Source organism: Mesorhizobium sp. CNPSo 4661 (assembly GCF_057784215.1).
Window position 1 is genome coordinate 211,674 of sequence record NZ_JBWGIO010000006.1, and the last position, 19,389, is coordinate 231,062.

Annotated in this window: 23 protein-coding genes; 7 read left to right on the forward strand and 16 right to left on the reverse strand. The window is 63.9% G+C overall.

Annotated features, from left to right (window positions below):
* The first annotated feature begins 8 nt into the window (after positions 1-8).
* Together AC0YKC_RS11135 and AC0YKC_RS11140 are read left to right on the forward strand one after the other, a co-directional pair.
* A complete protein-coding gene (locus AC0YKC_RS11135; protein ID WP_488511080.1) occupies positions 9-704 on the forward strand; it encodes an acid phosphatase in 696 nt (231 codons plus the stop codon).
* Positions 705-898: 194 nt separating this feature from the next.
* Entirely contained in the window at positions 899-1,444 is a 546-nt protein-coding gene (locus tag AC0YKC_RS11140; RefSeq protein WP_488511081.1) for an adenine phosphoribosyltransferase, read from the forward strand.
* A 155-nt stretch (positions 1,445-1,599) separates the two neighbouring features.
* Here the strand turns inward: AC0YKC_RS11140 and AC0YKC_RS11145 are convergent, their stop codons facing one another.
* The 5 genes from AC0YKC_RS11145 to AC0YKC_RS11165 form a co-directional block, all read right to left on the reverse strand.
* Positions 1,600-2,070, reverse strand: coding sequence for a MaoC family dehydratase (locus AC0YKC_RS11145; protein ID WP_320293375.1), 471 nt, complete (start codon positions 2,068-2,070; stop codon positions 1,600-1,602).
* Positions 2,067-2,528 (reverse strand): MaoC family dehydratase, encoded by a 462-nt coding sequence (locus tag AC0YKC_RS11150; protein WP_320293376.1) that lies wholly within the window; start codon positions 2,526-2,528, stop codon positions 2,067-2,069. Before AC0YKC_RS11150 ends, AC0YKC_RS11145 begins: the two co-directional genes overlap by 4 nt.
* 112 nt (positions 2,529-2,640) lie before the next feature.
* Positions 2,641-3,615 (reverse strand): magnesium/cobalt transporter CorA, encoded by a 975-nt coding sequence (gene corA / locus AC0YKC_RS11155; RefSeq protein ID WP_320293377.1) that lies wholly within the window; start codon positions 3,613-3,615, stop codon positions 2,641-2,643.
* 135 nt (positions 3,616-3,750) lie between these two features.
* A complete protein-coding gene (gene ychF, locus AC0YKC_RS11160; protein ID WP_488511082.1) occupies positions 3,751-4,854 on the reverse strand; it encodes a redox-regulated ATPase YchF in 1,104 nt (367 codons plus the stop codon).
* Positions 4,855-4,966: 112 nt separating this feature from the next.
* On the reverse strand, positions 4,967-5,458 hold the full coding sequence (locus AC0YKC_RS11165; protein WP_488511083.1) for a tetratricopeptide repeat protein: 492 nt from the start codon (positions 5,456-5,458) through the stop codon (positions 4,967-4,969).
* Here AC0YKC_RS11165 and AC0YKC_RS11170 point away from each other — a divergent pair, their 5' ends adjacent.
* A complete protein-coding gene (locus tag AC0YKC_RS11170) occupies positions 5,459-5,755 on the forward strand; it encodes a hypothetical protein (RefSeq protein WP_488511084.1) in 297 nt (98 codons plus the stop codon).
* 26 nt (positions 5,756-5,781) lie between these two features.
* Here the strand turns inward: AC0YKC_RS11170 and pth are convergent, their stop codons facing one another.
* Both pth and AC0YKC_RS11180 read right to left on the reverse strand, forming a co-directional pair.
* Positions 5,782-6,504 (reverse strand): aminoacyl-tRNA hydrolase, encoded by a 723-nt coding sequence (pth, locus tag AC0YKC_RS11175; protein WP_320293380.1) that lies wholly within the window; start codon positions 6,502-6,504, stop codon positions 5,782-5,784.
* Between the two features lie 109 nt (positions 6,505-6,613).
* Positions 6,614-7,258, reverse strand: coding sequence for a 50S ribosomal protein L25/general stress protein Ctc (locus AC0YKC_RS11180; protein WP_320293381.1), 645 nt, complete (start codon positions 7,256-7,258; stop codon positions 6,614-6,616).
* A gap of 350 nt (positions 7,259-7,608) precedes the next feature.
* Between AC0YKC_RS11180 and AC0YKC_RS11185 the strand changes: the two genes are divergently transcribed.
* Positions 7,609-8,253: a glutathione S-transferase family protein gene (locus tag AC0YKC_RS11185; protein WP_488511085.1), complete on the forward strand. Its 645-nt coding sequence runs from the start codon at positions 7,609-7,611 to the stop codon at positions 8,251-8,253.
* A gap of 76 nt (positions 8,254-8,329) precedes the next feature.
* Here the strand turns inward: AC0YKC_RS11185 and AC0YKC_RS11190 are convergent, their stop codons facing one another.
* Positions 8,330-8,773 carry a MarR family winged helix-turn-helix transcriptional regulator gene (locus AC0YKC_RS11190; RefSeq protein WP_320293383.1) on the reverse strand — a complete coding sequence of 148 codons (444 nt, stop codon included), beginning with the start codon at positions 8,771-8,773 and terminating at the stop codon, positions 8,330-8,332.
* Between the two features lie 147 nt (positions 8,774-8,920).
* On the opposite strand from AC0YKC_RS11190, the gene AC0YKC_RS11195 reads away from it, so the two are divergent.
* Positions 8,921-9,778 (forward strand): alpha/beta fold hydrolase, encoded by an 858-nt coding sequence (locus tag AC0YKC_RS11195; protein ID WP_488511086.1) that lies wholly within the window; start codon positions 8,921-8,923, stop codon positions 9,776-9,778.
* Between the two features lie 77 nt (positions 9,779-9,855).
* Here AC0YKC_RS11195 and AC0YKC_RS11200 read toward each other — a convergent pair whose 3' ends face one another.
* Positions 9,856-11,085, reverse strand: coding sequence for an MFS transporter (locus AC0YKC_RS11200; protein WP_488511087.1), 1,230 nt, complete (start codon positions 11,083-11,085; stop codon positions 9,856-9,858).
* A 112-nt stretch (positions 11,086-11,197) separates the two neighbouring features.
* Here AC0YKC_RS11200 and AC0YKC_RS11205 point away from each other — a divergent pair, with 112 nt between their 5' ends.
* Positions 11,198-12,067 (forward strand): AraC family transcriptional regulator, encoded by an 870-nt coding sequence (locus AC0YKC_RS11205; protein WP_488511088.1) that lies wholly within the window; start codon positions 11,198-11,200, stop codon positions 12,065-12,067.
* 115 nt (positions 12,068-12,182) lie between these two features.
* The gene (locus tag AC0YKC_RS11210; RefSeq protein ID WP_488511089.1) at positions 12,183-12,752 is read left to right on the forward strand and encodes a dihydrofolate reductase family protein; all 570 of its coding nucleotides are present in this window, start codon (positions 12,183-12,185) and stop codon (positions 12,750-12,752) included.
* 181 nt (positions 12,753-12,933) lie between these two features.
* Here the strand turns inward: AC0YKC_RS11210 and AC0YKC_RS11215 are convergent, their stop codons facing one another.
* The 7 genes from AC0YKC_RS11215 to lgt form a co-directional block, all read right to left on the reverse strand.
* Positions 12,934-13,449, reverse strand: a complete 516-nt coding sequence (locus tag AC0YKC_RS11215; protein WP_320293768.1) for a hypothetical protein — start codon at positions 13,447-13,449, stop codon at positions 12,934-12,936.
* A 94-nt stretch (positions 13,450-13,543) separates the two neighbouring features.
* The gene (locus tag AC0YKC_RS11220) at positions 13,544-14,479 is read right to left on the reverse strand and encodes a ribose-phosphate pyrophosphokinase (RefSeq protein ID WP_434723708.1); all 936 of its coding nucleotides are present in this window, start codon (positions 14,477-14,479) and stop codon (positions 13,544-13,546) included.
* Positions 14,480-14,649: 170 nt separating this feature from the next.
* Positions 14,650-15,264, reverse strand: a complete 615-nt coding sequence (locus tag AC0YKC_RS11225) for a hypothetical protein (protein ID WP_320293389.1) — start codon at positions 15,262-15,264, stop codon at positions 14,650-14,652.
* Positions 15,265-15,319: 55 nt separating this feature from the next.
* The gene (locus AC0YKC_RS11230) at positions 15,320-16,471 is read right to left on the reverse strand and encodes a M24 family metallopeptidase (protein WP_320293390.1); all 1,152 of its coding nucleotides are present in this window, start codon (positions 16,469-16,471) and stop codon (positions 15,320-15,322) included.
* Entirely contained in the window at positions 16,471-17,259 is a 789-nt protein-coding gene (gene pgeF, locus AC0YKC_RS11235; protein WP_488511090.1) for a peptidoglycan editing factor PgeF, read from the reverse strand. Before pgeF ends, AC0YKC_RS11230 begins: the two co-directional genes overlap by 1 nt.
* Positions 17,260-17,347: 88 nt before the next feature.
* The gene (locus tag AC0YKC_RS11240; protein ID WP_488511091.1) at positions 17,348-18,415 is read right to left on the reverse strand and encodes a class I SAM-dependent methyltransferase; all 1,068 of its coding nucleotides are present in this window, start codon (positions 18,413-18,415) and stop codon (positions 17,348-17,350) included.
* Positions 18,412-19,299 (reverse strand): prolipoprotein diacylglyceryl transferase, encoded by an 888-nt coding sequence (gene lgt, locus AC0YKC_RS11245; protein ID WP_488511092.1) that lies wholly within the window; start codon positions 19,297-19,299, stop codon positions 18,412-18,414. Before lgt ends, AC0YKC_RS11240 begins: the two co-directional genes overlap by 4 nt.
* Between the last annotated feature and the right edge of the window lie 90 nt (positions 19,300-19,389).

Sequence of the window (19,389 nt, forward strand, 5' to 3'; positions counted from 1 at the left end):
TCACACCCATGAGAGGATACGTCTCGCTCGCTGCCGGCTTCCTGCTGCTCGTCACTGGATACGCCGCCCATGCTGACGAAGCCCAGCCTTTCGTCACCAACAAGGACATCGACCTGACGATGATCCTGCCGCCGCCGCCAGCCAATGATTCGGCGGAAACCAAAGCCGAGCTCGGCGAGGTGCTGACGTTGCAGGTGACGCGCACGCCGGAAATGGAAAAGCGCGCCATCGCCGATGCCGAAGAGAATGTCTGGCGCTTCGCGGATGTCATGGGGCCGAAGTTCAACAAGGAAACGCTGCCGAAGTTCAGCGCCTTCTTCGATCGCGTCGTGGCGACCGAAGGCGCCGTCGTCGATCCGGCCAAGGATGTCTGGAAGCGTCCGCGCCCACATCAGCTCAGCGACCTGGTCAAGCCGGTCGTCAAGCTGTCGAGCTCCGGTTCCTGGCCGTCGGGTCATGCGACGGTCGGCACCATGATGGGCATCATCCTCGCCGACATGGTTCCGGAAAAGCGCGCTGAGATCATGGCGCGCGCGGCCGAATATGCCCATAACCGCGTGGTCGGCGGCATCCACTATCCGTCCGATATCGAGATGGGCAAGATTTCCGGCAGCGTCATTGCCGCGGTCCTGCTCAACCGCCCCGATTTCAAGGCCGAATACGAAGTGGCGCGCTCCGAGTTGCGCTCGGATCTCGGCATGTAGTCGCGGCGATCTCGTCTGCTTTTCGAAGGGCGCCTTCGCAGGCGCCCTTTTCATTATGGCCGAGGCCGTTCAGGGGCTGATCCTTTGCCGGATGTGCTTGTCTCTGGCGTAACATCGCGGTAGCCCTTGTCGGTCGCGTCGGCAGCAATGGCCGACGCCGTCAAATCCGACAGCCGGACACGCGGAAAGCCTCGATGAAATCCTCCCTCGAAGACACGCTGCTTGCGGCCATCCGCACCATTCCGGATTACCCCAGGCCCGGCATCCTGTTTCGCGACATCACCACGCTGCTCGGCAATGCGCGCGCCTTTCGCCGCGCCATCGACGAGCTGGTGCATCCCTATGCCGGGCTGAAGATCGACAAGATCGCCGGCATCGAGGCGCGCGGCTTCATCCTGGGCGGCGCCGTGGCGCACCAGCTTTCGGCGGGCTTCGTGCCGATCCGCAAGAAGGGCAAGCTGCCTTATGAGACGGTGCGGGTGGCCTACAGCCTCGAATACGGGCTGGACGAGATGGAGATGCACAAGGACGGCGTCTCGCCGGGCGAGAAGGTGATCGTGGTCGACGACCTGATTGCCACCGGCGGCACGGCGGAAGCGGCGGTGAAGCTGCTCAGGCAGATCGGCGCCGACATCGTCGCGGCCTGCTTCGTCATCGACCTGCCGGACCTCGGCGGCCGCAAGAAGCTGGAAGCGCTCGACGTGCCGGTCAGGACGCTGATCGGGTTCGAGGGGCATTAGTCGGTGGTGAGTAGTGAATAGTGAATAGTGAATAGTGAATAGTGAATAGTGAATAGTGAATAGTGAATAGTGAATGGCTATTCGATGATAAGCGTCGAATTTATCCGCGCACACTACACACTACACACTACTCACCATTCACCATTCACCATTCACTACTCCACCTTCACCAGCACGGCGCTGTCGAACTCGATGACCTTGTCGCCGGTCGAATCGGAGGCCTCGCAGCGCAGCGTGAGCAGGTTCCAGCCCGGACGCCCGGCAAGCGGGCGGTGGGCCAAGGCGGTGCGCGTGAAGGTCACCGTCTCGCCGGCATAGACCGGCTTCAGCCATTTCAAATTGCGGAAGCCGGGCGAGGGGCCGAATTCGGGTTGCGGGCCGGGGCCGGTCCAGCGCACGCCCTCTGTCTCCATGCGCTTTTCGAGATTGTATTTCATCCAGGTGGCGGCGGTGTGCCAGCCGGAGGCGCAGAGCCCGCCAAGCACGCTGTTCTTCGCCGCCTCCTCGTCGACGTGGAAGACCTGCGGATCGTATTTCCTGGCGAACGCCTTGATCTCGTCGGCCTCGAATTTATGCGAGCCGAGCGTGACGGTCTGGCCGATCAGGAAGAATTCGTCGAGGGTCATGCCCCGGCCCCGCGGGTCAGGAACATACCGGTGTTCTCCAGCTCGAAGACGCTTTCGCCGCGCTGGTTGACGAGCTCGCTGCGCATGGTGATCAAACCGAGCTGCGGCCTCGATTTGGACTGGCGCTTGGACAGTATGGTGACCGTGCCGGTCAGCCGGTCGCCGGCCAGAACCGGTTTCTTCCATTTCACATGCTCGATGCCGGGGGAGCCCTGCGAGGTCGAATCGAGCAGGAAGGCGTCGCACAGCATGCGCATGAACATCGCGCAGGTGTGCCAGCCCGAAGCCGAAAGCCCGCCAAGGATGCTCGCCTTGCCGGCTTCCTCGTCGAGATGCATCGGCTGGGCATCGAATTCGCTGGCGAATTCGATGATTTCGGCAGCTTTTACGTCCTTGCTGCCGATGTCCAGCGAGGCGCCCTCGACAAAATCCTCATAGGCCCAGGTCTTTCCGGTCATGCTGACAATCCGGTTGACGACGTGCGATCCGTAGGTCGGGCACCCCGGATGAAGGCCAATGGCGATTTGGTCAAGTGATTTCTGGTAAGCCAGCCGTCGCCGGCAAACACCGTCAGAGCCAGCCGCGGCGGCGGAAATACCAAAAGGGCAGGATCGCCGAGACCACCATCAGGCCGATGGCGAAGGGATAGCCCAACTCCCATTTGAGCTCGGGGATGATGTCGAAATTCATGCCGTAGATCGACGCGACCAGCGTCGGCGGCAGAAAGATGACGGCGGCGACCGAGAAGATCTTGATGATGGCGTTCTGCTCGATCGAGATCATGCCAAGCGTGGCATCGAGCAGGAAGGAGATCTTCTGCGACAGGAAGGTGGCATGGTCGGCAAGCGAGAGCACATCGCGCGACAGCGTCTTGATGCGGGCGCGCACATCCTTGCTCATCTTGGTCTGGGCGGCGACATGGGCAAGAAAGCCGGCAAGGCGCTGCAGCGAGATCAGGCTGTCGCGGACCGAGGAAGCGATGTCCTCCTTGCGGCCGATGCCTTTCAGGAGCTCCTGGAAATCGCGGTTGCGCTTCGAGGCTTTGGTCGAGCGGGCTTCGAAGATGTCGCGCGAGATCACTTCGACCTCACGGCCGGCGCGCTCGAGGATGTCGGCCAGGCGATCGACGATCGCTTCCAGAAGACCGATCAGGATGGTGTCGCCGCTGGTACAGCCGGTCGCCACCTTTTCGGCGCGCAGCGGGAAGGTCTTGAAGGCTTTGGGTTCGTGGTAGCGGATGGTGATCAACCTCTTGCCGGCAAGCGCGAAGGTCACCGGCGACATCAAGGGATCGTCGGCCTCGGTCTGCGCCGGCAGCACGGCGGTCATGAAGTAGCCGCCGTCCTCGATATAGAGGCGGCTCGAAATCTCGATCTCCTCCATCTCCTCGCGGGTCGGGATGGCAATGCCCAGCCAGCCCTCGACGCGCGCCTCTTCCTCCTTGGTCGGGTTGAAGAGATCGGCCCAGACGACCCTGTCGCCATCGGCCGCAAGGTCCTCGGTGAGGCGCAGGCGATCATTGTCCACGACGAAGGTTTTTATCATCGCCGGGTCTCCCTTGCCGGAAAGGGTTTCGTTCGATTGCACCGGGATTGCCGGCGAAACACCGCCTGCAATAGCCGACTAGCCCCGTGATATCACAAGGTCAAGACAGCGGGCGGTAGCGGCACCGAAAGGGAATCAGGTGTTGAACTTGAACAGCATGATGTCGCCGTCCTGGACGACATATTCCTTGCCTTCGTCGCGCGCCTTGCCGGCTTCCTTGGCGGCCACCTCGCCGCCCAGCGTTACGAAGTCGTTGTAGGAGATCGTCTGGGCGCGGATGAAGCCACGTTCGAAGTCGGTGTGGATGACGCCGGCCGCCTGCGGCGCCTTATCGCCTTTGTGGATCGTCCAGGCGCGCGTCTCCTTCGGCCCGACGGTGAAATAGGTGATCAGATGCAGGAGTTCGTAGCCGGCGCGGATCACCTTGTTGAGGCCCGGCTCATCGAGGCCGATCGACGCAAGGAACTCCATTTCCTCCTCGTCGGAAAGCTGGGCAACTTCCGCCTCGATCGCCGCCGAGATCACCACCGTGCCGGCGCCCTGCGCGGCGGCCATCTTCTCCACCGCGTGCGTGTGTTCGTTGCCGGTGGCGGCGTCCGCCTCGGCGACGTTGCAGACATAGAGAACGGGATGCGAGGTGAGCAGGTTCAGCCCCTGCAGGATGCGCAGATCCTCCGCCGCGATGCCGTTCAACAGGAAGCGCGTCGGCTTGCCGGCCTGCAGCAGTTCAAGCGCGGCCTCCATCATCGGCAGGACGGCCATGGCTTCCTTGTCCTTGCCTGCGGCCCGCTTGCGGATCTGGGCGATGCGGCGCTCGAGACTTTCGAGGTCGGCGAGCATCAGCTCGGTCTCGACCGTCTCGGCGTCGGCGACAGGGTCGATGCGGCCTTCGACATGGGTGATGTCGTCATCCTCGAAACAGCGCAGCACATGCACGATGGCGTCGACCTCGCGGATGTTGGCGAGGAACTGGTTGCCCAGCCCTTCGCCCTTCGAGGCGCCGCGCACCAGGCCGGCGATGTCGACGAAGGAGATGCGGGTCGGGATGATCTCCTTCGACTTGCCGATCGCCGCGATCTTCTGCAGGCGCGGATCCGGCACCGCCACCTCGCCGGTGTTCGGCTCGATGGTGCAGAAAGGATAGTTGGCGGCCTGCGCGGCCGCCGTCCTGGTCAGCGCATTGAACAGCGTCGACTTGCCGACGTTGGGCAAGCCAACGATGCCACATTTGAAACCCATGTTCGTCCAGTCCTGTCGGAATTCGATTTTGGTGAGGGCTATGGGCGATAGGGGTGACGAACGTCAAGCCCCGATCGGCCGCCTCACGGCCGCTAATCTGGTTATCGCCGGATCACCGCGCAAGCTGGCGCAGCCGGGCGAGACGCTCCGGTTCGCTGCGGACGAAGGCCTGGTCCTTCTCCAGCACAGCCAGCGCCTCTCGGGCGCTGTCGCGAGCGCCGTCCAAGTCGCCGAGACGGGCGCGGCATTCGGCCAGCTCCTCCAGCACATAAGGCGCCTGCGCGCCGTCGGCGGCCGCCGCAGCTGCGGTTTCTTCGGCAAGCCGGTGGGCTTCTTCCAGGCGCTCCAGCGCACGCAACGTCCTGATCACGGCATAGCGCGCGATGCGCAGCTCGCGTTTCTCGCCGGCCGAGCGGCGCAGCTCGACCGCCTGCTCGAACAGCGCCAATGCATCCGCGAGCCGGCCGGCGTCGAAATAGGACCAGCCGAGATTGTTGAGCAGGGGGCCACGCCAGATACCGGCCTCCGGATGCTCGCCGATATGGGCAAGGGCCGTCGCGGTCCATTCGACGGCGTCGTCAAGCGTACCGACGATTGCCAGCATATGCGCGGCATCCGCGGCCAATGCACGAGCTCCGGCTGCCCGCGCCAGTCGCCAGGCTTCGCCGAACAGCGGCCGCGCCGTCTCGCGCTCGCCGGCGGAATTGTAGAGGCGACCGCGTTCGAGGGCGCAGAGCGCGCGGGCTTGCGGATCGTCGCCGGCCAGACGACAGGCCTGGTCGATCAGCGCGTGACCCGCGGCGAAGTCCCCGGCCAGGCCGAGTTTCTGGCGCGTGCCGCGATATCCGAAACACTGTCCGCCATGCCGATCTCACTTGTGGCCCGGGTGCGATGCCGCTGAGCGATCCCGCGCGGACGCGCCGCCCTTTAGTCTTTTCCAAACAGCTTCTTCAGCATGGCGGCCATCGGGCCGCTTTCGGGAAGTTTTGCCGCCGGCTGTTGCGGGCGCGCCTGGCGGACATGGCTTTGCTGCTTCGGCGGCTTGGGCGGCGGGCGGTCGTCATCGCCGGTCGGCACGAGCTTGTCGCGCAAGGCGAGCGTGACGCGGTTCATGAACGAGCTGTCGTCGCCCTTGGCCAGCAGACCGGCGTCGTCGGCGATTGCCGCCAGCAGGACATCGAGCCATTCGCGGTCGGCCTTGGCGAAATCGCCGAGCACATGGCCGTGCACCATCTCCTTGACGCCGGGATGGCCGACGCCAATGCGCACCCGACGAAAGGCGTTGCCGACATGCTGGTCGAGCGAACGGATGCCGTTATGGCCGCCGGAGCCGCCGCCGACCTTGACCCGAAGCTTGCCGGCGGCAAGGTCGATCTCGTCATAGAAGACGGTGAGGGCGGAAGGTTCGAGCTTATAGAAGCGCAGCGCTTCGCCGACCGACTGTCCGGAGAGATTCATGAAGGTCTGCGGCTTGATCAGCAGCACCTTCTCGCCGCCGAGCGTGCCTTCGCAGATCAGGCCCTGGAATTTTCTCGACCACGGCGAAAAGGAATGGCGGCGGGCAATCGCGTCCGCCGCCATGAAGCCGACATTGTGCCGGTTGTTTTCGTATTTCGCGCCCGGATTGCCGAGGCCTGCAAAGACAAGCATCGCCGTCTCCGGACCTAGAGCATGATGCCGAAAAGTGTGAAGCGGTTTTCGGAAAACATCATGCTCTATTCTCTGATTGGAGCCGGATGAAATCATCCGGCTCGGAGAATTACTTCTCTTCGGCCGCCGGGGCCGCCGTCTCGGTCGCCGCCGGCTCGGTGGTCGCTTCCGTCTCCGGCTTCATCGCCGACGAGCCGGCAACGGTCGCGATGGTGAAGTCGCGATCGGAGATGACCGGCTTGACGCCGGCCGGCAGCTTGACCGCCGAGATGTGGATCGAATCGCCGATGTCGGTGCCGGTGAGATCGACGGTGATGAATTCCGGGATCGCGTTGGCCGGGCAGTGGAACTCGACTTCGTGACGGACGATGTTGAGCACGCCGCCGCGCTTGATGCCGGGCGACTTGTCCTCATTGATGAAGTGGACAGGCACGTCGACATTGACTTCGGTGTCCTTGCCGATGCGCAGGAAGTCGACATGGACAGGAAAATCCTTGACCGGGTCGAGTTGGAAATCCTTCGGCAGGACCTGGATCTTCTTGCCGTCGACATCGATCGTGGCGATCGTGGTCAGGAACCCGCCGCCATGGATCTTGTAGAAGAGATCCTTGTAGTTGAGCGCAATCGCCAGGGGAGGCTGCTTGTCGCCGTAGATAACTGCAGGCACTTTACCGTTGCGGCGAACTGCACGGGCGGACCCCTTACCGACCTGTTCGCGCGCTTCGGCCTTGAGCTCGTAAGCATCGTGGCTCATGGCATTTCCTTTCGCGTGTTATGGAGCGCTTGCGGCAAGCACGAGGCCAACCGTAAACGTCGAAAGCCGTCGCGGCCCTGCACGATCTGTCCGATGCGTTTGGCGATCCAAATGCGTCTGGGGATCATGCGAGGCCTGGCCGGCCTTCCTCCGCGTTGCCTCCAAGGGTGTCTACGCGGGTGGCGGCTCTATAGCGGAAGGCGGGCAAGGGCGCAAGCGGTTGGGCTGGAAGGCTTGCAGGGTGGTTTCCAGCACCGAATGCATAAACCGGAAATCCCATTTGCGACAAATGTAGGAACAGGCGGTTCTCAGCCGTCCTGCGGCATGCAACCAGACCCGTGGGGACCACTATGAAACTCCTGTTCAGCCGCAATCCCAATCCTCGCCTCGCGGTCGCGACGGCGCGCTATCTCAAGGCGGAGATCGCGTTCGAGTTCGCATCGCCCATGGCGCCGGGGCAGGCCGAACGCTATCGCGCGCTCAACCCCAATCTGACCTTGCCGATCCTGGTCGGGCAGGGATGGAGCCTGTGGGAGGCCGACGCCATCGCCTGCCGGCTTTCGCGCGAGGTCGGCTCGGATTTCTGGCGCGGCGGTGACGACGAGCCGGACATGATCCGCTGGATCAGCTGGGGCAAGGAACGGTTCGCCTTCGCTTGCGACATGGTGCATTTCGAGCGCGGCACCAAGCAGCGCTATGGGCTCGGTCCCATCGATCAGGCGCTGGTCGAGGAGGGACTGAGGCAGTTCCATAAAGCCGCGGCGGTCCTCGAGCCTGAGCTTTCCGCGCGGGAGTGGCTGGTCGGCAGTTCGATCTCCTATGCCGACTTCCGCATGGCGACGTTCCTGCCTTTCAACGACGTCGCCGGGTTGCCGCTCGCCGACTATCCGGCGATCCGGCGCTGGTACGGCCGGCTGGAGGCGATCGACGCCTGGCGCGATCCGTTCCAGGGGCTGGAGGCGCCGCCGCTTCCACCGGTCAGGTTCGAGGCGTGACCCGCATCCGCTGAGCCCGTCCAAAGGTGCCGGGACGCAAACCCTTCCGCCGCGCTTGACCTCGTTTTCAGCACATCTAGGCGGCGTCGACCGCCAGGCCGCCGTTCAGCGCATCGCGCAGCGCCTGGATTTGCCGGTTCAAGGCATCGAGTTCCGCCAGTTTCATGCCTGAGCGCTCGATCAGCGTCTCGTTCAGGCAATTGCATTGGACGAGCAAGGCTCGTCCGCCAGGGGTCAGGTCGACCTGCACCTGGCGCTCGTCCGTATGGCTGCGCTGGCGGGTGACAAGGCCAGCCTGCTCCATTCGCTTCACCAGCGGCGTGATGGTGCTCGATTCCAGGGCCAGCCGATGCGCGATGCTGCCCACCGACATGCCGTCCGTTTCTCCCAGTGCGTTGAGCACGAGATATTGTGGGTAGGTGATCCCCATCTCGTCCAGCATCGGCTTGTAGGTGCGGTTGATCGCCATGCTGGTGGCGTAGAGCGTGAAGCAGAGCTGATTGTCCAACGGGAGAGGCACGACGCATTCCTTTTGCCGACTGAGCATCTATTGCATACCACGAAAAATGATATCGCGATACATATTTCCGTGGACAAGGGTTCCGGTCTCCGTTATCAGATGATTATCGCGATATTGTTTATTGCGATATCAACAAAGGAGACTGAGATGACCTCGCAGACCAAGCCAGGTTCGGGCAGCGGCACGATCACCACCAAGGATGGAACGCAGATATTCTACAAGGATTGGGGAGCCGGCCAGCCGGTCGTCTTCCACCATGGCTGGCCGTTGAGCAGCGACGACTGGGATGCCCAGATGCTGTTCTTCCTGGGACAGGGTTACCGCGTCGTCGCGCATGACCGGCGCGGCCATGGCCGTTCCAGCCAGACCGATACCGGCAACGAGATGGACACCTACGCCGCCGACGTGGCCGAGCTCACCACGCATCTCGGCCTCAAGGACGCCATCCATGTCGGTCACTCGACGGGCGGCGGCGAGGTGGCGCGCTATGTCGCCAAGTATGGCTCGGGCGGCCGCGTCGCCAAGGCCGTGCTGATCGGCGCGGTGCCGCCGATCATGCTGAAGACGGCGGCCAATCCGGGCGGCCTGCCGATCGAGGTGTTCGACGGTTTCCGCGCGGCGCTGGCGGCCAACCGCGCCCAGTTCTTCCACGACGTGCCGGCCGGCCCGTTCTACGGCTTCAACCGTCCCGGCGCCCAGGTTTCCGAAGGCGTCGTCGACAATTGGTGGCGCCAGGGCATGATGGGCGGCGCCAAGGCGCATTACGACTGCATCAAGGCCTTCTCGGAAACAGACTTCACCGAGGACCTGAAGACAATCGACGTGCCGGTGTTGGTCATGCATGGCGACGACGACCAGATCGTGCCGATCGCCGATTCCGCGCTCATCTCGATCAAGCTGCTCAAGAAGGGCGAGCTCAAGGTCTACAAGGGCTTTCCGCACGGCATGGCAACGACGCATGCGGACGTCATCAACGCCGACCTGCTGGCCTTCTTCAAGGCCTGAGGCAGGTCGCCAAACACGAAGCACCCGCCAAGCGGCGGGTGCTTCGATCTTCAGAGGCCGTTCGGAGTGCCCGGCAATCAGGCCCTTCGCGCTTCCTTCATGTTTGGCAGGAACAGGGTCAGCAGACCGAGGAAGGGCAGGTACGAGCAGACCTGAAATACGAAATCGATGCCCTTCATGTCGGCGACGACGCCGAGCACCGCGGCGGCGATGCCGCCCATGCCGAAGGCGAAGCCGAAGAAGATGCCGGCGATCGTGCCGACCCGGCCTGGCACCAGCTCCTGCGCGAACACCACGATGTTGGAGAAGGCCGAGGACAGGATGAGGCCGATCATCACGGTGAGCACCATCGTCCATTCCAGATTGGCGTAGGGCAGCGCCAGCGTGAAGGGCAGCACGCCGACGATCGAGAACCAGATCATCGCCTTCTGTCCGTAACGGTCGCCGAACGGGCCGCCAAGCAGGATGCCGAGCGCCGACGCGCCGAGGAACAGGAACAGCATCACCTGGCTCGTTTGCACCGAAACGCCGAACTTATGCATGGAGTAGAAGGTGTAGTAGCTGGCAAGCGAGGCGATATAAGCGTTCTTGGTCAGGACCAGCAGCGTCAGGACGGCGAGCGCGCCCATCACCTTCTTGCGCGGAAAGGGCGACACGTGGGCACCCTGCTTGCGAGCGGCCTGTGAGGCGCGCATACGGCTGTACCAGCCGCCGACCTGCCAAAGCACGAAGATGCCGATCAGCGAGCCGACGGCGAACCAGGAGATGCTGGTCTGCCCGAAGGGCACGACGATGAAGGCGGCGAGCAGCGGCCCCATCGACTGGCCGAAATTGCCGCCGACCTGGAACAACGACTGCGCGAGGCCGAAGCGGCCGCCCGAGGCGAAGCGGGCGATGCGCGAGGATTCCGGATGGAAGATCGCCGAGCCGATGCCGATCAGCGAGGCGCCGACCAGAAGCAGCACATAATGGCCGGCATAAGCCAGTACGATCAGGCCGACCAGCGACGAAGCCATGCCCCAAGGCAAGGAATAAGGCATGGGCCGCTTGTCGGTGACCATGCCGATAACCGGCTGCAGCAGCGAGGCCGTGACCTGGAAGGTGAAGGTCAGAAGGCCGATCTGCCAGAAATCGAGACCGTAATTGTCCTTGAGGAGCGGATAGATCGCCGGCAGCAGCGACTGCATGATGTCGTTGATGCCGTGGCAGAAGCTCACCGAAAGGATGACGGCAAAGGCCGTCGCCTGCGCCGAGGTGCTGCTTGCCGTCGCCGGCGCGGCGACGGATGTGGCGGTCGTATCAGTCAAGGCAAATGCTCCGTGGTCTTCTCGCGGCGAACCGCAGGCCGCCTTATAGGCCTGTTGCCAAGCGACTTCTTTCGTGGTTTGGTCCAATAATTTCGCAAGTGGGCCATCTCCGATGCCGCATGGCAGGGAAATCTTCAAAGGCGATGCCGCTGAGCTCGGGCGTCTGCACCAGACACGCTGGCAATGGCTGGAAGAGGCCGTCGGGCCAGCGGTGGCGCTGCCGACCGAATATCCGGACGGCTATCACGTGCCGCAGCACCGCCACAGCCGCAGCCAGTTGCTGCATGCGCTGGTTGGCGTGGTCCTGGTGAAGACCAGGCACGGGCGCTGGATGGTGCCGCCAGACCACGCGATGTGGATCCCTGCCGGCATCGAGCATTCCGTCGAGATGCTGGGTGATGTCTCGATGCGCTCGGTCTATGTGATGCCGGACGCCATTGCCGGCCTGCCGGAAGGGTTGCGCGTCGTCGGCATCACGGAATTGATGCACAGCCTGATCGTCGAATCGGAGAAGCTGCCGCAGGGCGGCGAGCTCGAGGGGCGCGCCGCGCTCGTCATGGGGCTTTTGTTGCACGAGATCCCGAACCTGCCGGAACGGCCGCTCGGCCTGCCTTTCCCGTCCGATCCGAAGCTCGCGGCGCTTTGCCGGCGCTTCGTGGCAGCCCCTTCACCGCATGCGACGATCGACGAATGGGCGGATGAAGCGGGGATGAGCCGCCGGTCGTTCACCCGCGCCTTCCATCGCCAGACCGGGCTGTCGCTGTCGACCTGGCGCCAGCAGGCCTGCCTGTTCGCGGCGCTGCCGAGGCTCGCCGATGGCGAGCCGATCACCAGGGTGGCGCTCGATCTCGGCTATGACAGCGTGCCGGCCTTCATCACCATGTTCAAGCGCATGCTTGGCGCCTCGCCGCGCGGCTATATGCGCGGCGCGCGCGATGCCGGTGAAAACCCGCGCCGCACAGGCGGTCCGATCGCCGCGTGAAGCAGCGCCGGCGGCGCTGAGCCGATGCGCCGGGTCCAGCCTAAGGTTCCAATTCCGATTGCAATTTGCAATCAGTTATGTTCCTTTTGCGAGAAAGCGAAATCGGAGGCCTCCCATGGCGACGATCGTTTATGCCATGCTGACATCGCTGGATGGCTATATCGCCGGGCCGAGCGGGGACATCGACCTGCCGGTGCCCGAGGAAGAACTGCATCGGCATTTCAACGACGAGATGCGACGGACATCGATCGCGCTTTGCGGGCGCAGGATGTATGAAACCATGCGTTTCTGGGACAGCCCCGAGCGCGAGATCGCCGCTGAAGACGTCGAGCGGGATTTTGCCTACGCCTGGCGAGAAACGCCGAAGGTCGTGTTTTCAACCACGCTTCAGGAGGTTGGGCCGAATGCCCGTGTGGTCAAAGGCGACGCGGAGGCAGTGGTGAGGGCGCTCAAGGCGGACACGGACGGCGAGATTTCCGTCTCCGGCGCCGAGCTTGCCGGGCATCTTGCGTGTGCCGGCCTGATCGACGAGTACCGGCTTTACGTGCATCCGGTCGTGCTGGGCGGCGGCAAGCCGTATTTCCGGTCCGGCCTGTCGCTGGCGTTGAAGCCGCTCGGCACGGAGCGCCTTGCGCAAGGGGTGACGCTGCTGCGCTATGCGCCCGCGGCCACCAGTTCCGATTAATCGAACAGGCTCGACACCGATTCCTCGGTTGCGGGGCGCGCCCGCTTTCGGCGTCTGCGTTCAGCGAATTCTTGCCGGGCGCGGAAACTGCTCGCTCGGATCAATCGAACAAGCTCAATCGATTCTTCGGTTGACGTGCGCGAGATCGCCTCACAGCGTGCCGTCGAACTCGAAGGTATCGTCAATCAGCCCTGGTCCAGCCGAAAACCAGCCACTTATAGCGCGAGGTCTTTTCGGGCTCCGCCGTGTAGGTCATCTGGAGGTCGCCGCCCTTGGCGTAAATGTCGAGCCTGGGCGCCGTATCCAGCGCAAGCCACAATGAATCGTTTTTGAAGGACCATGTCCCGCACCAAACGCAAGATCCCGATGCAGGGTCTCCCGGTTGGTGAAAATTGTAACGGCCGTCCGCCGTGATCTCCAGATAGTCGAACGCGCCGTAGAACGCCGTCACCGTTTGCTGAAATTCCGTCGCGGCCGCCTCCATGTCGGGCGATGCGGGCTCCTTCAGATCACGCGGCGGCCGGATAGCGGACCCAGTGATTGTCCATTTGCCAATGAAGTCCTTTTCGGTGGGCAGATATTGCGTTTGAGCCCGCGCGGTCGAAATCGAAGCAATAGTCGGTGCATAGGCCGTGCCGACGACGCCGATTGTCAGGAGCGTCGCCGCGACGCCAGCCATTTTGATTCGATTCAGCATCAGCTGCATACCTTTCGCGACGATGTCAGGACGTCTTGTCGTTCAGATTCTACGGGTCGTTCGGATTCTATGGGCGCCCCGACAGGGCGAAAAATCAGTCGAACAGGCTCGACACCGATTCTTCCGTGGCCGTGCGCGAGATCGCTTCGCCCATCAGGTCGGCGATCGAAATGACGCGGATGTTCGGGGCGTCGAGCACGCCCTGCGTCGGCTGGATGGAGTCGGTGATCACCAGTTCCTGCAGCTTCGATCCGGCGATGCGGGCAACGGCGCCACCGGAGAGCACGCCATGGGTAATGTAGGCGGTGACGGAGGTCGCGCCATTGGCGAGCAGCGCGTCGGCCGCGTTGCAAAGCGTGCCGCCGGAATCGACGATGTCGTCGATCAGCAGGCAGTCCTTGCCGGCGACGGCGCCGATGATGTTCATGACTTCCGACTCGCCGGGACGCTCGCGGCGCTTGTCGACGATGGCGAGCTGCGCGTCGAAGCGCTTGGCCAGCGCACGCGCCCGCACCACGCCGCCAATGTCGGGCGATACGACGACGACATTGCCGAGCTGCTTGTACTTGGCCTTCACGTCGCGGGCCATCACCGGCACCGAGAACAGATTGTCGGTCGGGATGTCGAAGAAACCCTGGATCTGGCCGGCATGCAGATCGAGCGTCAACACGCGGTCGGCGCCGGCACGGGCGATCATATTGGCGACCAGCTTGGCCGAGATCGGCGTGCGGCCGGAAGCGCGGCGGTCCTGCCTTGCGTAACCGAAATAGGGGATGACGGCCGTGATGCGCCTGGCCGAGGAGCGCATGAAGGCGTCCATCATGATGAGCAGTTCCATCAGATGGTCGTTGGTCGGATAAGAGGTCGACTGCAGGATGAAGACATCCTCGCCGCGCACATTCTCCTGGATTTCGACGAAGATTTCCTGGTCGGCGAAGCGCCTGACGCTGGCCTTCCCTAGCGGGATGTTGAGATAGCGAGCGACCGCTTCGGCCAGCACCCGGTTGGAATTGCCCGCGAAAAGCTTCATGCACCGTTCCTGGTGAAGGATGGAGAGGCCGGAGAGACTCTCAAGAGCCTTTTATGCGGGCTTTTAGCGGCCCGCGCCGGTATTGCAAGCCTCGTTGTGGGGAATCCCTCCGGCGACCGCAACAAACATGGAAAAACATCGCAAGCCGGCAACAGTTCGGCCGGCAATAGTCAACCGGCGCCGCCGCTGCCAAGCCAGGCTGCGAACTGGTCGATCGTCTGGTCGGCAATGGCCTGCATGGTCGCGGGCGCCACCGTGGGCCAGCCTTCGCCGCTGCCGGCCGCAGGCGCCTTCTGCTGGCCATTGATGCGGTGCAGGCGATTGCCCGAGGGGTCGTAAATGTCCCAGACATAGATGACGGTCGTGTCCTTGCCCTCGGACATCGTCGAAAAATAGCCTTTCAACACATGCGTCGCCGTCTGGTCCGTGCTGCCGACAAGCGTCAGGCCGCGCTGCCTCGCACGGGTCTGCAGTTCCGCCGTCAAGGGCGCCGCGGCCTCCACGGATGCGCCTACGATCGGCGCCACCTGCAGCCGCGTCTTGGCGAGGGCTGCGGTCTGGGTGGGCGTTGCGGGTGTCACGGATGTCGCCGTGGTCGAAGGAGCGGGCGCGGTCGTGGTCGGAGACGTGGCCGTTGTCGAGGTGCCCTGCGGGAAGGCCGAAGACTGGGCCGAGGTCGCCGGCGGGGTGATGGCCGAAGGCTCCAGGACGTCCTTGGCATTGGTGCAGGCGCCAAGCGCCAGCGCCGCAAGCAATGACACGGTCGACACCTGCGATCGTCTCATCTGCCTGAAAACTCCTTACTGGCGAACGCCCCCGCGTGAACCAACCATTATGGATTCACTGCACGATCAAGTCGAGATCATGGCGCGACAGCGGCTTGGGCGCCGATTCCGTGGTCAGGTAGGTGCGGCCGAGCGTCATCGCGGTCTCGGTCTCGGAGTCCATGATGATCATATGCGCGAACAGCGTCATGTTCGGTGCGATCGGCTCGGTATTGCCCTGGTAGAACATCGGCATGTCCATCCAGGACGGCGTGAAGCGGGCGCCGACCGAATAGCCGCAGGCATTCAGCCGGTGCTTGGTCAGGTTGTGCGCCTCGAGCGTGCGGGCATGCGCGTCGAAGACGTCGCCGAACGTGTTGCCCGGCGTCATCGCCTTTTCGACCGCGAGCAGGGCGGCACGGGAAGCGTCGAACAATTCCTGGTGGCGCTTCGACACCTTGCCGGTCAAAACGGTGCGCATCATGGGGGCATGGTAGTGGTGGAAGACGCCGGCCCATTCGAGCGTCAGCTGGTCGTTCTTGGTGAGCTTGCGGCGGCCGGCCTTGTAGCGGCAGAGCAAGGCATCGGGGCCAGAGCCGATGATGTACTCGTTGGCGGGATAGTCGCCGCCGCCGGCAAAGACCGCGCCCTGCATGGCGGCGAGGATGAGCCCTTCGTCGCCGCCCTGCTTGATCAGAGGCAAGGCGGCGTCCAGCGCGTCGTCGGAAAGATTGGCGGCCTTTTCCGCCTTGGCGATTTCGGCCGGGCTCTTGAACAGGCGCAGCCGGCCGACGATGCCTGAAGCATCGGCGATCTGGCCGAAAGTCTGCAACTGCTCGTCCACGCGGCGGCCATTGTAGGCGGTCAGGCCATGGGTGTCATATTCGACGCCGATGCGGGCGCCGAGCAGGTCGAGGTCGTTGAGCAGGTTGCGCAGGTCGATCGCCGGATTGGCGCCCTGGCGGTCGGTCCACAGCACGATGTTCTCGATGGTCGAGGTATGGCGCGCTTGCCTCAGATCAGCTGAACGGGTGAGCAGCACCATCGAGCCGTCGGCCTTCACCACCAGGCACTGGAAGAAGCAGAAGCCGAACGTGTCGTAGCCGGTCAGCCAGTACATGCTCTCCTGCGCGAACAAGAGCACGGCGTCGAGCTTCTTGTCGGCCATCTCGATCAGCAGCCGGTCGCGCCGCGCGTCGAATTCCGATCGTTCGAAATGCAGCGCCATTACTCTTTCTCCAGGACGATTGCTGAAACCTGGCGCCCGTAATCCGCTTCCTTGCGGTGTGTGGTACGCCGGTAGGAATAGAAAAGCTCTTCTTCCGCGTAAGTGCAGCGGCCGAGGCCCTCGGCGGTCACGCCCGCCTTGCACAGCCGGTCGACCGTATATTGGTTGAGGTCGAACATCGAGTGGCCGGCGGTCTTCGACGGCCTGAAATAGTGGTGATTGCCGGTATCGGCCTCGACGAAGCGGGCGACGAATTCCGGCCCGACCTCGTAATTGTCGGGGCCGATGGAAGGACCGAGCACCGCGACGATGCGCTCGCGACGGGCGCCGAGGCCTTCCATCGCGGTGATGGTGTTTTCGAGCACGCCGGTGAAGGCGCCCTTCCAGCCCGCATGCGCGGCACCGATGATACGCGCCTCGGCGTCGGCGAACAGCACCGGCCCGCAATCGGCGGTCGAGGCGCCGATGGCGATGCCCGGACGATCGGTGACGATGGCGTCAGCCTTCGGGCGAGGGCCCGCGAAGGGTTCCCTGGCGACGACGACATCCGGCGAGTGGATCTGGTGCGCGGTCAACAGACGATCCGCCGGCACGCCCATCCAGTCGGCAACGCGCCGCCGGTTCTCGGCGACCAGTGTCTGGTCGTCGCTGGAGCCCGTGCCGATGTTGAGCCCTCGATAGATGCCGTCGGAGACGCCGCCGATGCGGGTGAAGTAGCCGTGGCGCATGCCTTGCGCCTTTTCAAGCAGCGGCGAGCGTACTGGATCGGGTCTGGTCTGATTCAGCATGGTTGGGTTTGTCGTCTGTGCGGGGCGGTCTCGTCAAGGCGAAGTTCGGACGACTGGCAGGACCAGGCGTCGGGACCGCCTGCCAATCTCAAGCGGCTCTCGCCGCCGGCAGGATCTTCATCACCTTGAACAGCTCACCCATCGCGTCGGGGCCGGCCAGGCGTTCGACCGCGTCGGAAATGGCTTGACGGGCCTGCTCGTCGGCGTTCGCACCGAGCGCGCCGGCGCGCTCGATCAAGCCCATGCCAAGCAGGAATTCTCCCTGCGTCGTCATCTCGACACGAAGCCCATGCGGGCGGACCGCTGTCGCAAGCGCGGCGAAATCGACATGCGATGTGAGATCGGCCTCGCCGGGGCCGGCCAGCACGTCTTCATGCCGGTGCCGGCGCAAGGCCTGCAAGGTGTCGCCGATGCCAGGCTGCAAATGACCGTAGTCGATAAAGAGGCCCGCGCCGCCCTGGGCAGCGATGCGCCCCGCGATCACCGACATCAATGCAACACGGGCTGGCGCCACTTCGGCGATCGCGCCTTCGGGCGCGCCGGAGGCATCTTGGGGCAACAGCGTGGGATCGAGCGAGCCGGCGCCGGCAAAGAAGCGCAGCTCGTCATTGTCGCCGAGACCGACCATGCGCTCGCGCCAGCTTTCGCCGACATGCACGAACTGCCGGATCGGCACGGCGTCGAACAATTCGTTGCCGACGATGAAGAGCGGCTGTCGCGGCAGCACGTCGATGGTCTGGTGCCAGGCAAGCGCCGCGTTTTGGCCTGCAAGCGTCTGCTCCTGGATCTCAGCCAGGCGCGGGCTGGTCTCGATCATGGCAATGGAGGCGCCGGCCACGAGCGCCGGGTCGAGCCGCGACCACGTGCGCAGCATATCCTTCATCAAGGTGCCGCGGCCGGGACCGATCTCGGCAAAGGTCGCCGGCAAAGGCCGGCCGGCAGCTTGCCAGGCCTGGTAGAGCCAGACGGCGACTAGCTCGCCGAACATCTGGCTGATCTCGGGGGCGGTGATGAAGTCGCCGGCGGCGCCGAAGGGCTCGCGCGTCGTGTAATAGCCCTCGTCGGGATCGAACAGGCAGAGCGCCATATACTCGCTGACCGGGATCGGCCCCGTCGCGCCGATCAGGCCCTTGATGCGCTCCTTCAGCCGGGTCATGCCGCCTGCGGCTGCGCCGTCGGCTTTGCGGTGACCATGGCCCAGATGCCGGCCAGCACCATCGGCGTGGACAGGATCATGCCCATGGTCAGCCAACTGGTGCCGAGCAGGTAGCCGAGTTGCTGGTCGGGCTCGCGGAAAAACTCGACGAAGATGCGTGACAGGCCGTAGCCGCAGATGAAGGCACCGCCGACGAAGCGCGGCGTCTTCAGTTTCAGGCGTGAATGGGTGAGGAAGCGCAGCACCAGGAAGAGCACTAGGCCTTCGAGCAGCGCTTCATAAAGTTGGCTCGGATGCCTGGGGTCGAGGCCCGCAGGACATTGGCCAAGCGCCTGCTGGAGTCGGTCGTTGCAGAAGACGACGCCCCAGGGCATGTCGGTCGGCCTGCCCCAAAGCTCGGCATTGATGAAGTTGCAGACGCGGACGAGGCCTAGCCCAACCGGCACGCCGGCCGACACCACGTCGAACAGCGTCCAGGTGTGGATGCGGCGCTTAAGCGAAAACAGCGTCATGGCGAGGATGACGCCGAGCAGGCCGCCATGGAACGACATGCCGCCCTGCCAGACGGCGAAGATATCGAGCGGATGCGCGATGTAGCGCGGCAGGTCGTAGAACAGCACGTAGCCGGTGCGCCCGCCGAGCACGACGCCGATCGCCGCCCAGACGATGAAGTCGTCGAGGTCCTCGGGCTTCATCGGCAACTTGCCGTCCGGCCACAGGCGCGTATTGGTGACCAGCCGTTTGGCGTACCACCAGGCAAAGAGGATGCCGACGATATAGCCGACGCCGTACCAGTGCACCGCCAGCGGCCCGATTTGAACGATAACCGGATTGATGTTGGGGAAGGGCAGGGAGGCCAGCGGCAGCAGGAAATATTCGCTCAAACTGGGATCTCCCGGTTGCGGTCGTCTATCGGGCGCGGACCATGCGGCAGGGTTTTGGCAGGGTCAAGGCAAGGCGATTGATGTTCTGAA

What these genes read in the sequence shown, in the direction of transcription:
- corA (WP_320293377.1), bottom strand. Translation starts at nt 3,615, where the DNA reads ATGATAAAAACCTTCGTCGTGGACAATGATCGCCTGCGCCTCACCGAG.
- AC0YKC_RS11225 (WP_320293389.1), bottom strand. Translation starts at nt 15,264, where the DNA reads ATGAGACGATCGCAGGTGTCGACCGTGTCATTGCTTGCGGCGCTGGCG.
- AC0YKC_RS11145 (WP_320293375.1), bottom strand. Translation starts at nt 2,070, where the DNA reads ATGACCCTCGACGAATTCTTCCTGATCGGCCAGACCGTCACGCTCGGC.
- AC0YKC_RS11220 (WP_434723708.1), bottom strand. Translation starts at nt 14,479, where the DNA reads ATGAAGCTTTTCGCGGGCAATTCCAACCGGGTGCTGGCCGAAGCGGTC.
- AC0YKC_RS11195 (WP_488511086.1), top strand. Translation starts at nt 8,921, where the DNA reads ATGACCTCGCAGACCAAGCCAGGTTCGGGCAGCGGCACGATCACCACC.
- AC0YKC_RS11135 (WP_488511080.1), top strand. Translation starts at nt 9, where the DNA reads ATGAGAGGATACGTCTCGCTCGCTGCCGGCTTCCTGCTGCTCGTCACT.
- AC0YKC_RS11165 (WP_488511083.1), bottom strand. Translation starts at nt 5,458, where the DNA reads ATGCTGGCAATCGTCGGTACGCTTGACGACGCCGTCGAATGGACCGCG.
- AC0YKC_RS11205 (WP_488511088.1), top strand. Translation starts at nt 11,198, where the DNA reads ATGCCGCATGGCAGGGAAATCTTCAAAGGCGATGCCGCTGAGCTCGGG.
- ychF (WP_488511082.1), bottom strand. Translation starts at nt 4,854, where the DNA reads ATGGGTTTCAAATGTGGCATCGTTGGCTTGCCCAACGTCGGCAAGTCG.
- AC0YKC_RS11180 (WP_320293381.1), bottom strand. Translation starts at nt 7,258, where the DNA reads ATGAGCCACGATGCTTACGAGCTCAAGGCCGAAGCGCGCGAACAGGTC.
- AC0YKC_RS11140 (WP_488511081.1), top strand. Translation starts at nt 899, where the DNA reads ATGAAATCCTCCCTCGAAGACACGCTGCTTGCGGCCATCCGCACCATT.
- AC0YKC_RS11150 (WP_320293376.1), bottom strand. Translation starts at nt 2,528, where the DNA reads ATGACCGGAAAGACCTGGGCCTATGAGGATTTTGTCGAGGGCGCCTCG.
- AC0YKC_RS11210 (WP_488511089.1), top strand. Translation starts at nt 12,183, where the DNA reads ATGGCGACGATCGTTTATGCCATGCTGACATCGCTGGATGGCTATATC.
- AC0YKC_RS11240 (WP_488511091.1), bottom strand. Translation starts at nt 18,415, where the DNA reads ATGACCCGGCTGAAGGAGCGCATCAAGGGCCTGATCGGCGCGACGGGG.
- AC0YKC_RS11230 (WP_320293390.1), bottom strand. Translation starts at nt 16,471, where the DNA reads ATGGCGCTGCATTTCGAACGATCGGAATTCGACGCGCGGCGCGACCGG.
- pth (WP_320293380.1), bottom strand. Translation starts at nt 6,504, where the DNA reads ATGCTTGTCTTTGCAGGCCTCGGCAATCCGGGCGCGAAATACGAAAAC.
- AC0YKC_RS11170 (WP_488511084.1), top strand. Translation starts at nt 5,459, where the DNA reads ATGCGCGGCATCCGCGGCCAATGCACGAGCTCCGGCTGCCCGCGCCAG.
- pgeF (WP_488511090.1), bottom strand. Translation starts at nt 17,259, where the DNA reads ATGCTGAATCAGACCAGACCCGATCCAGTACGCTCGCCGCTGCTTGAA.
- AC0YKC_RS11185 (WP_488511085.1), top strand. Translation starts at nt 7,609, where the DNA reads ATGAAACTCCTGTTCAGCCGCAATCCCAATCCTCGCCTCGCGGTCGCG.
- AC0YKC_RS11215 (WP_320293768.1), bottom strand. Translation starts at nt 13,449, where the DNA reads ATGCTGAATCGAATCAAAATGGCTGGCGTCGCGGCGACGCTCCTGACA.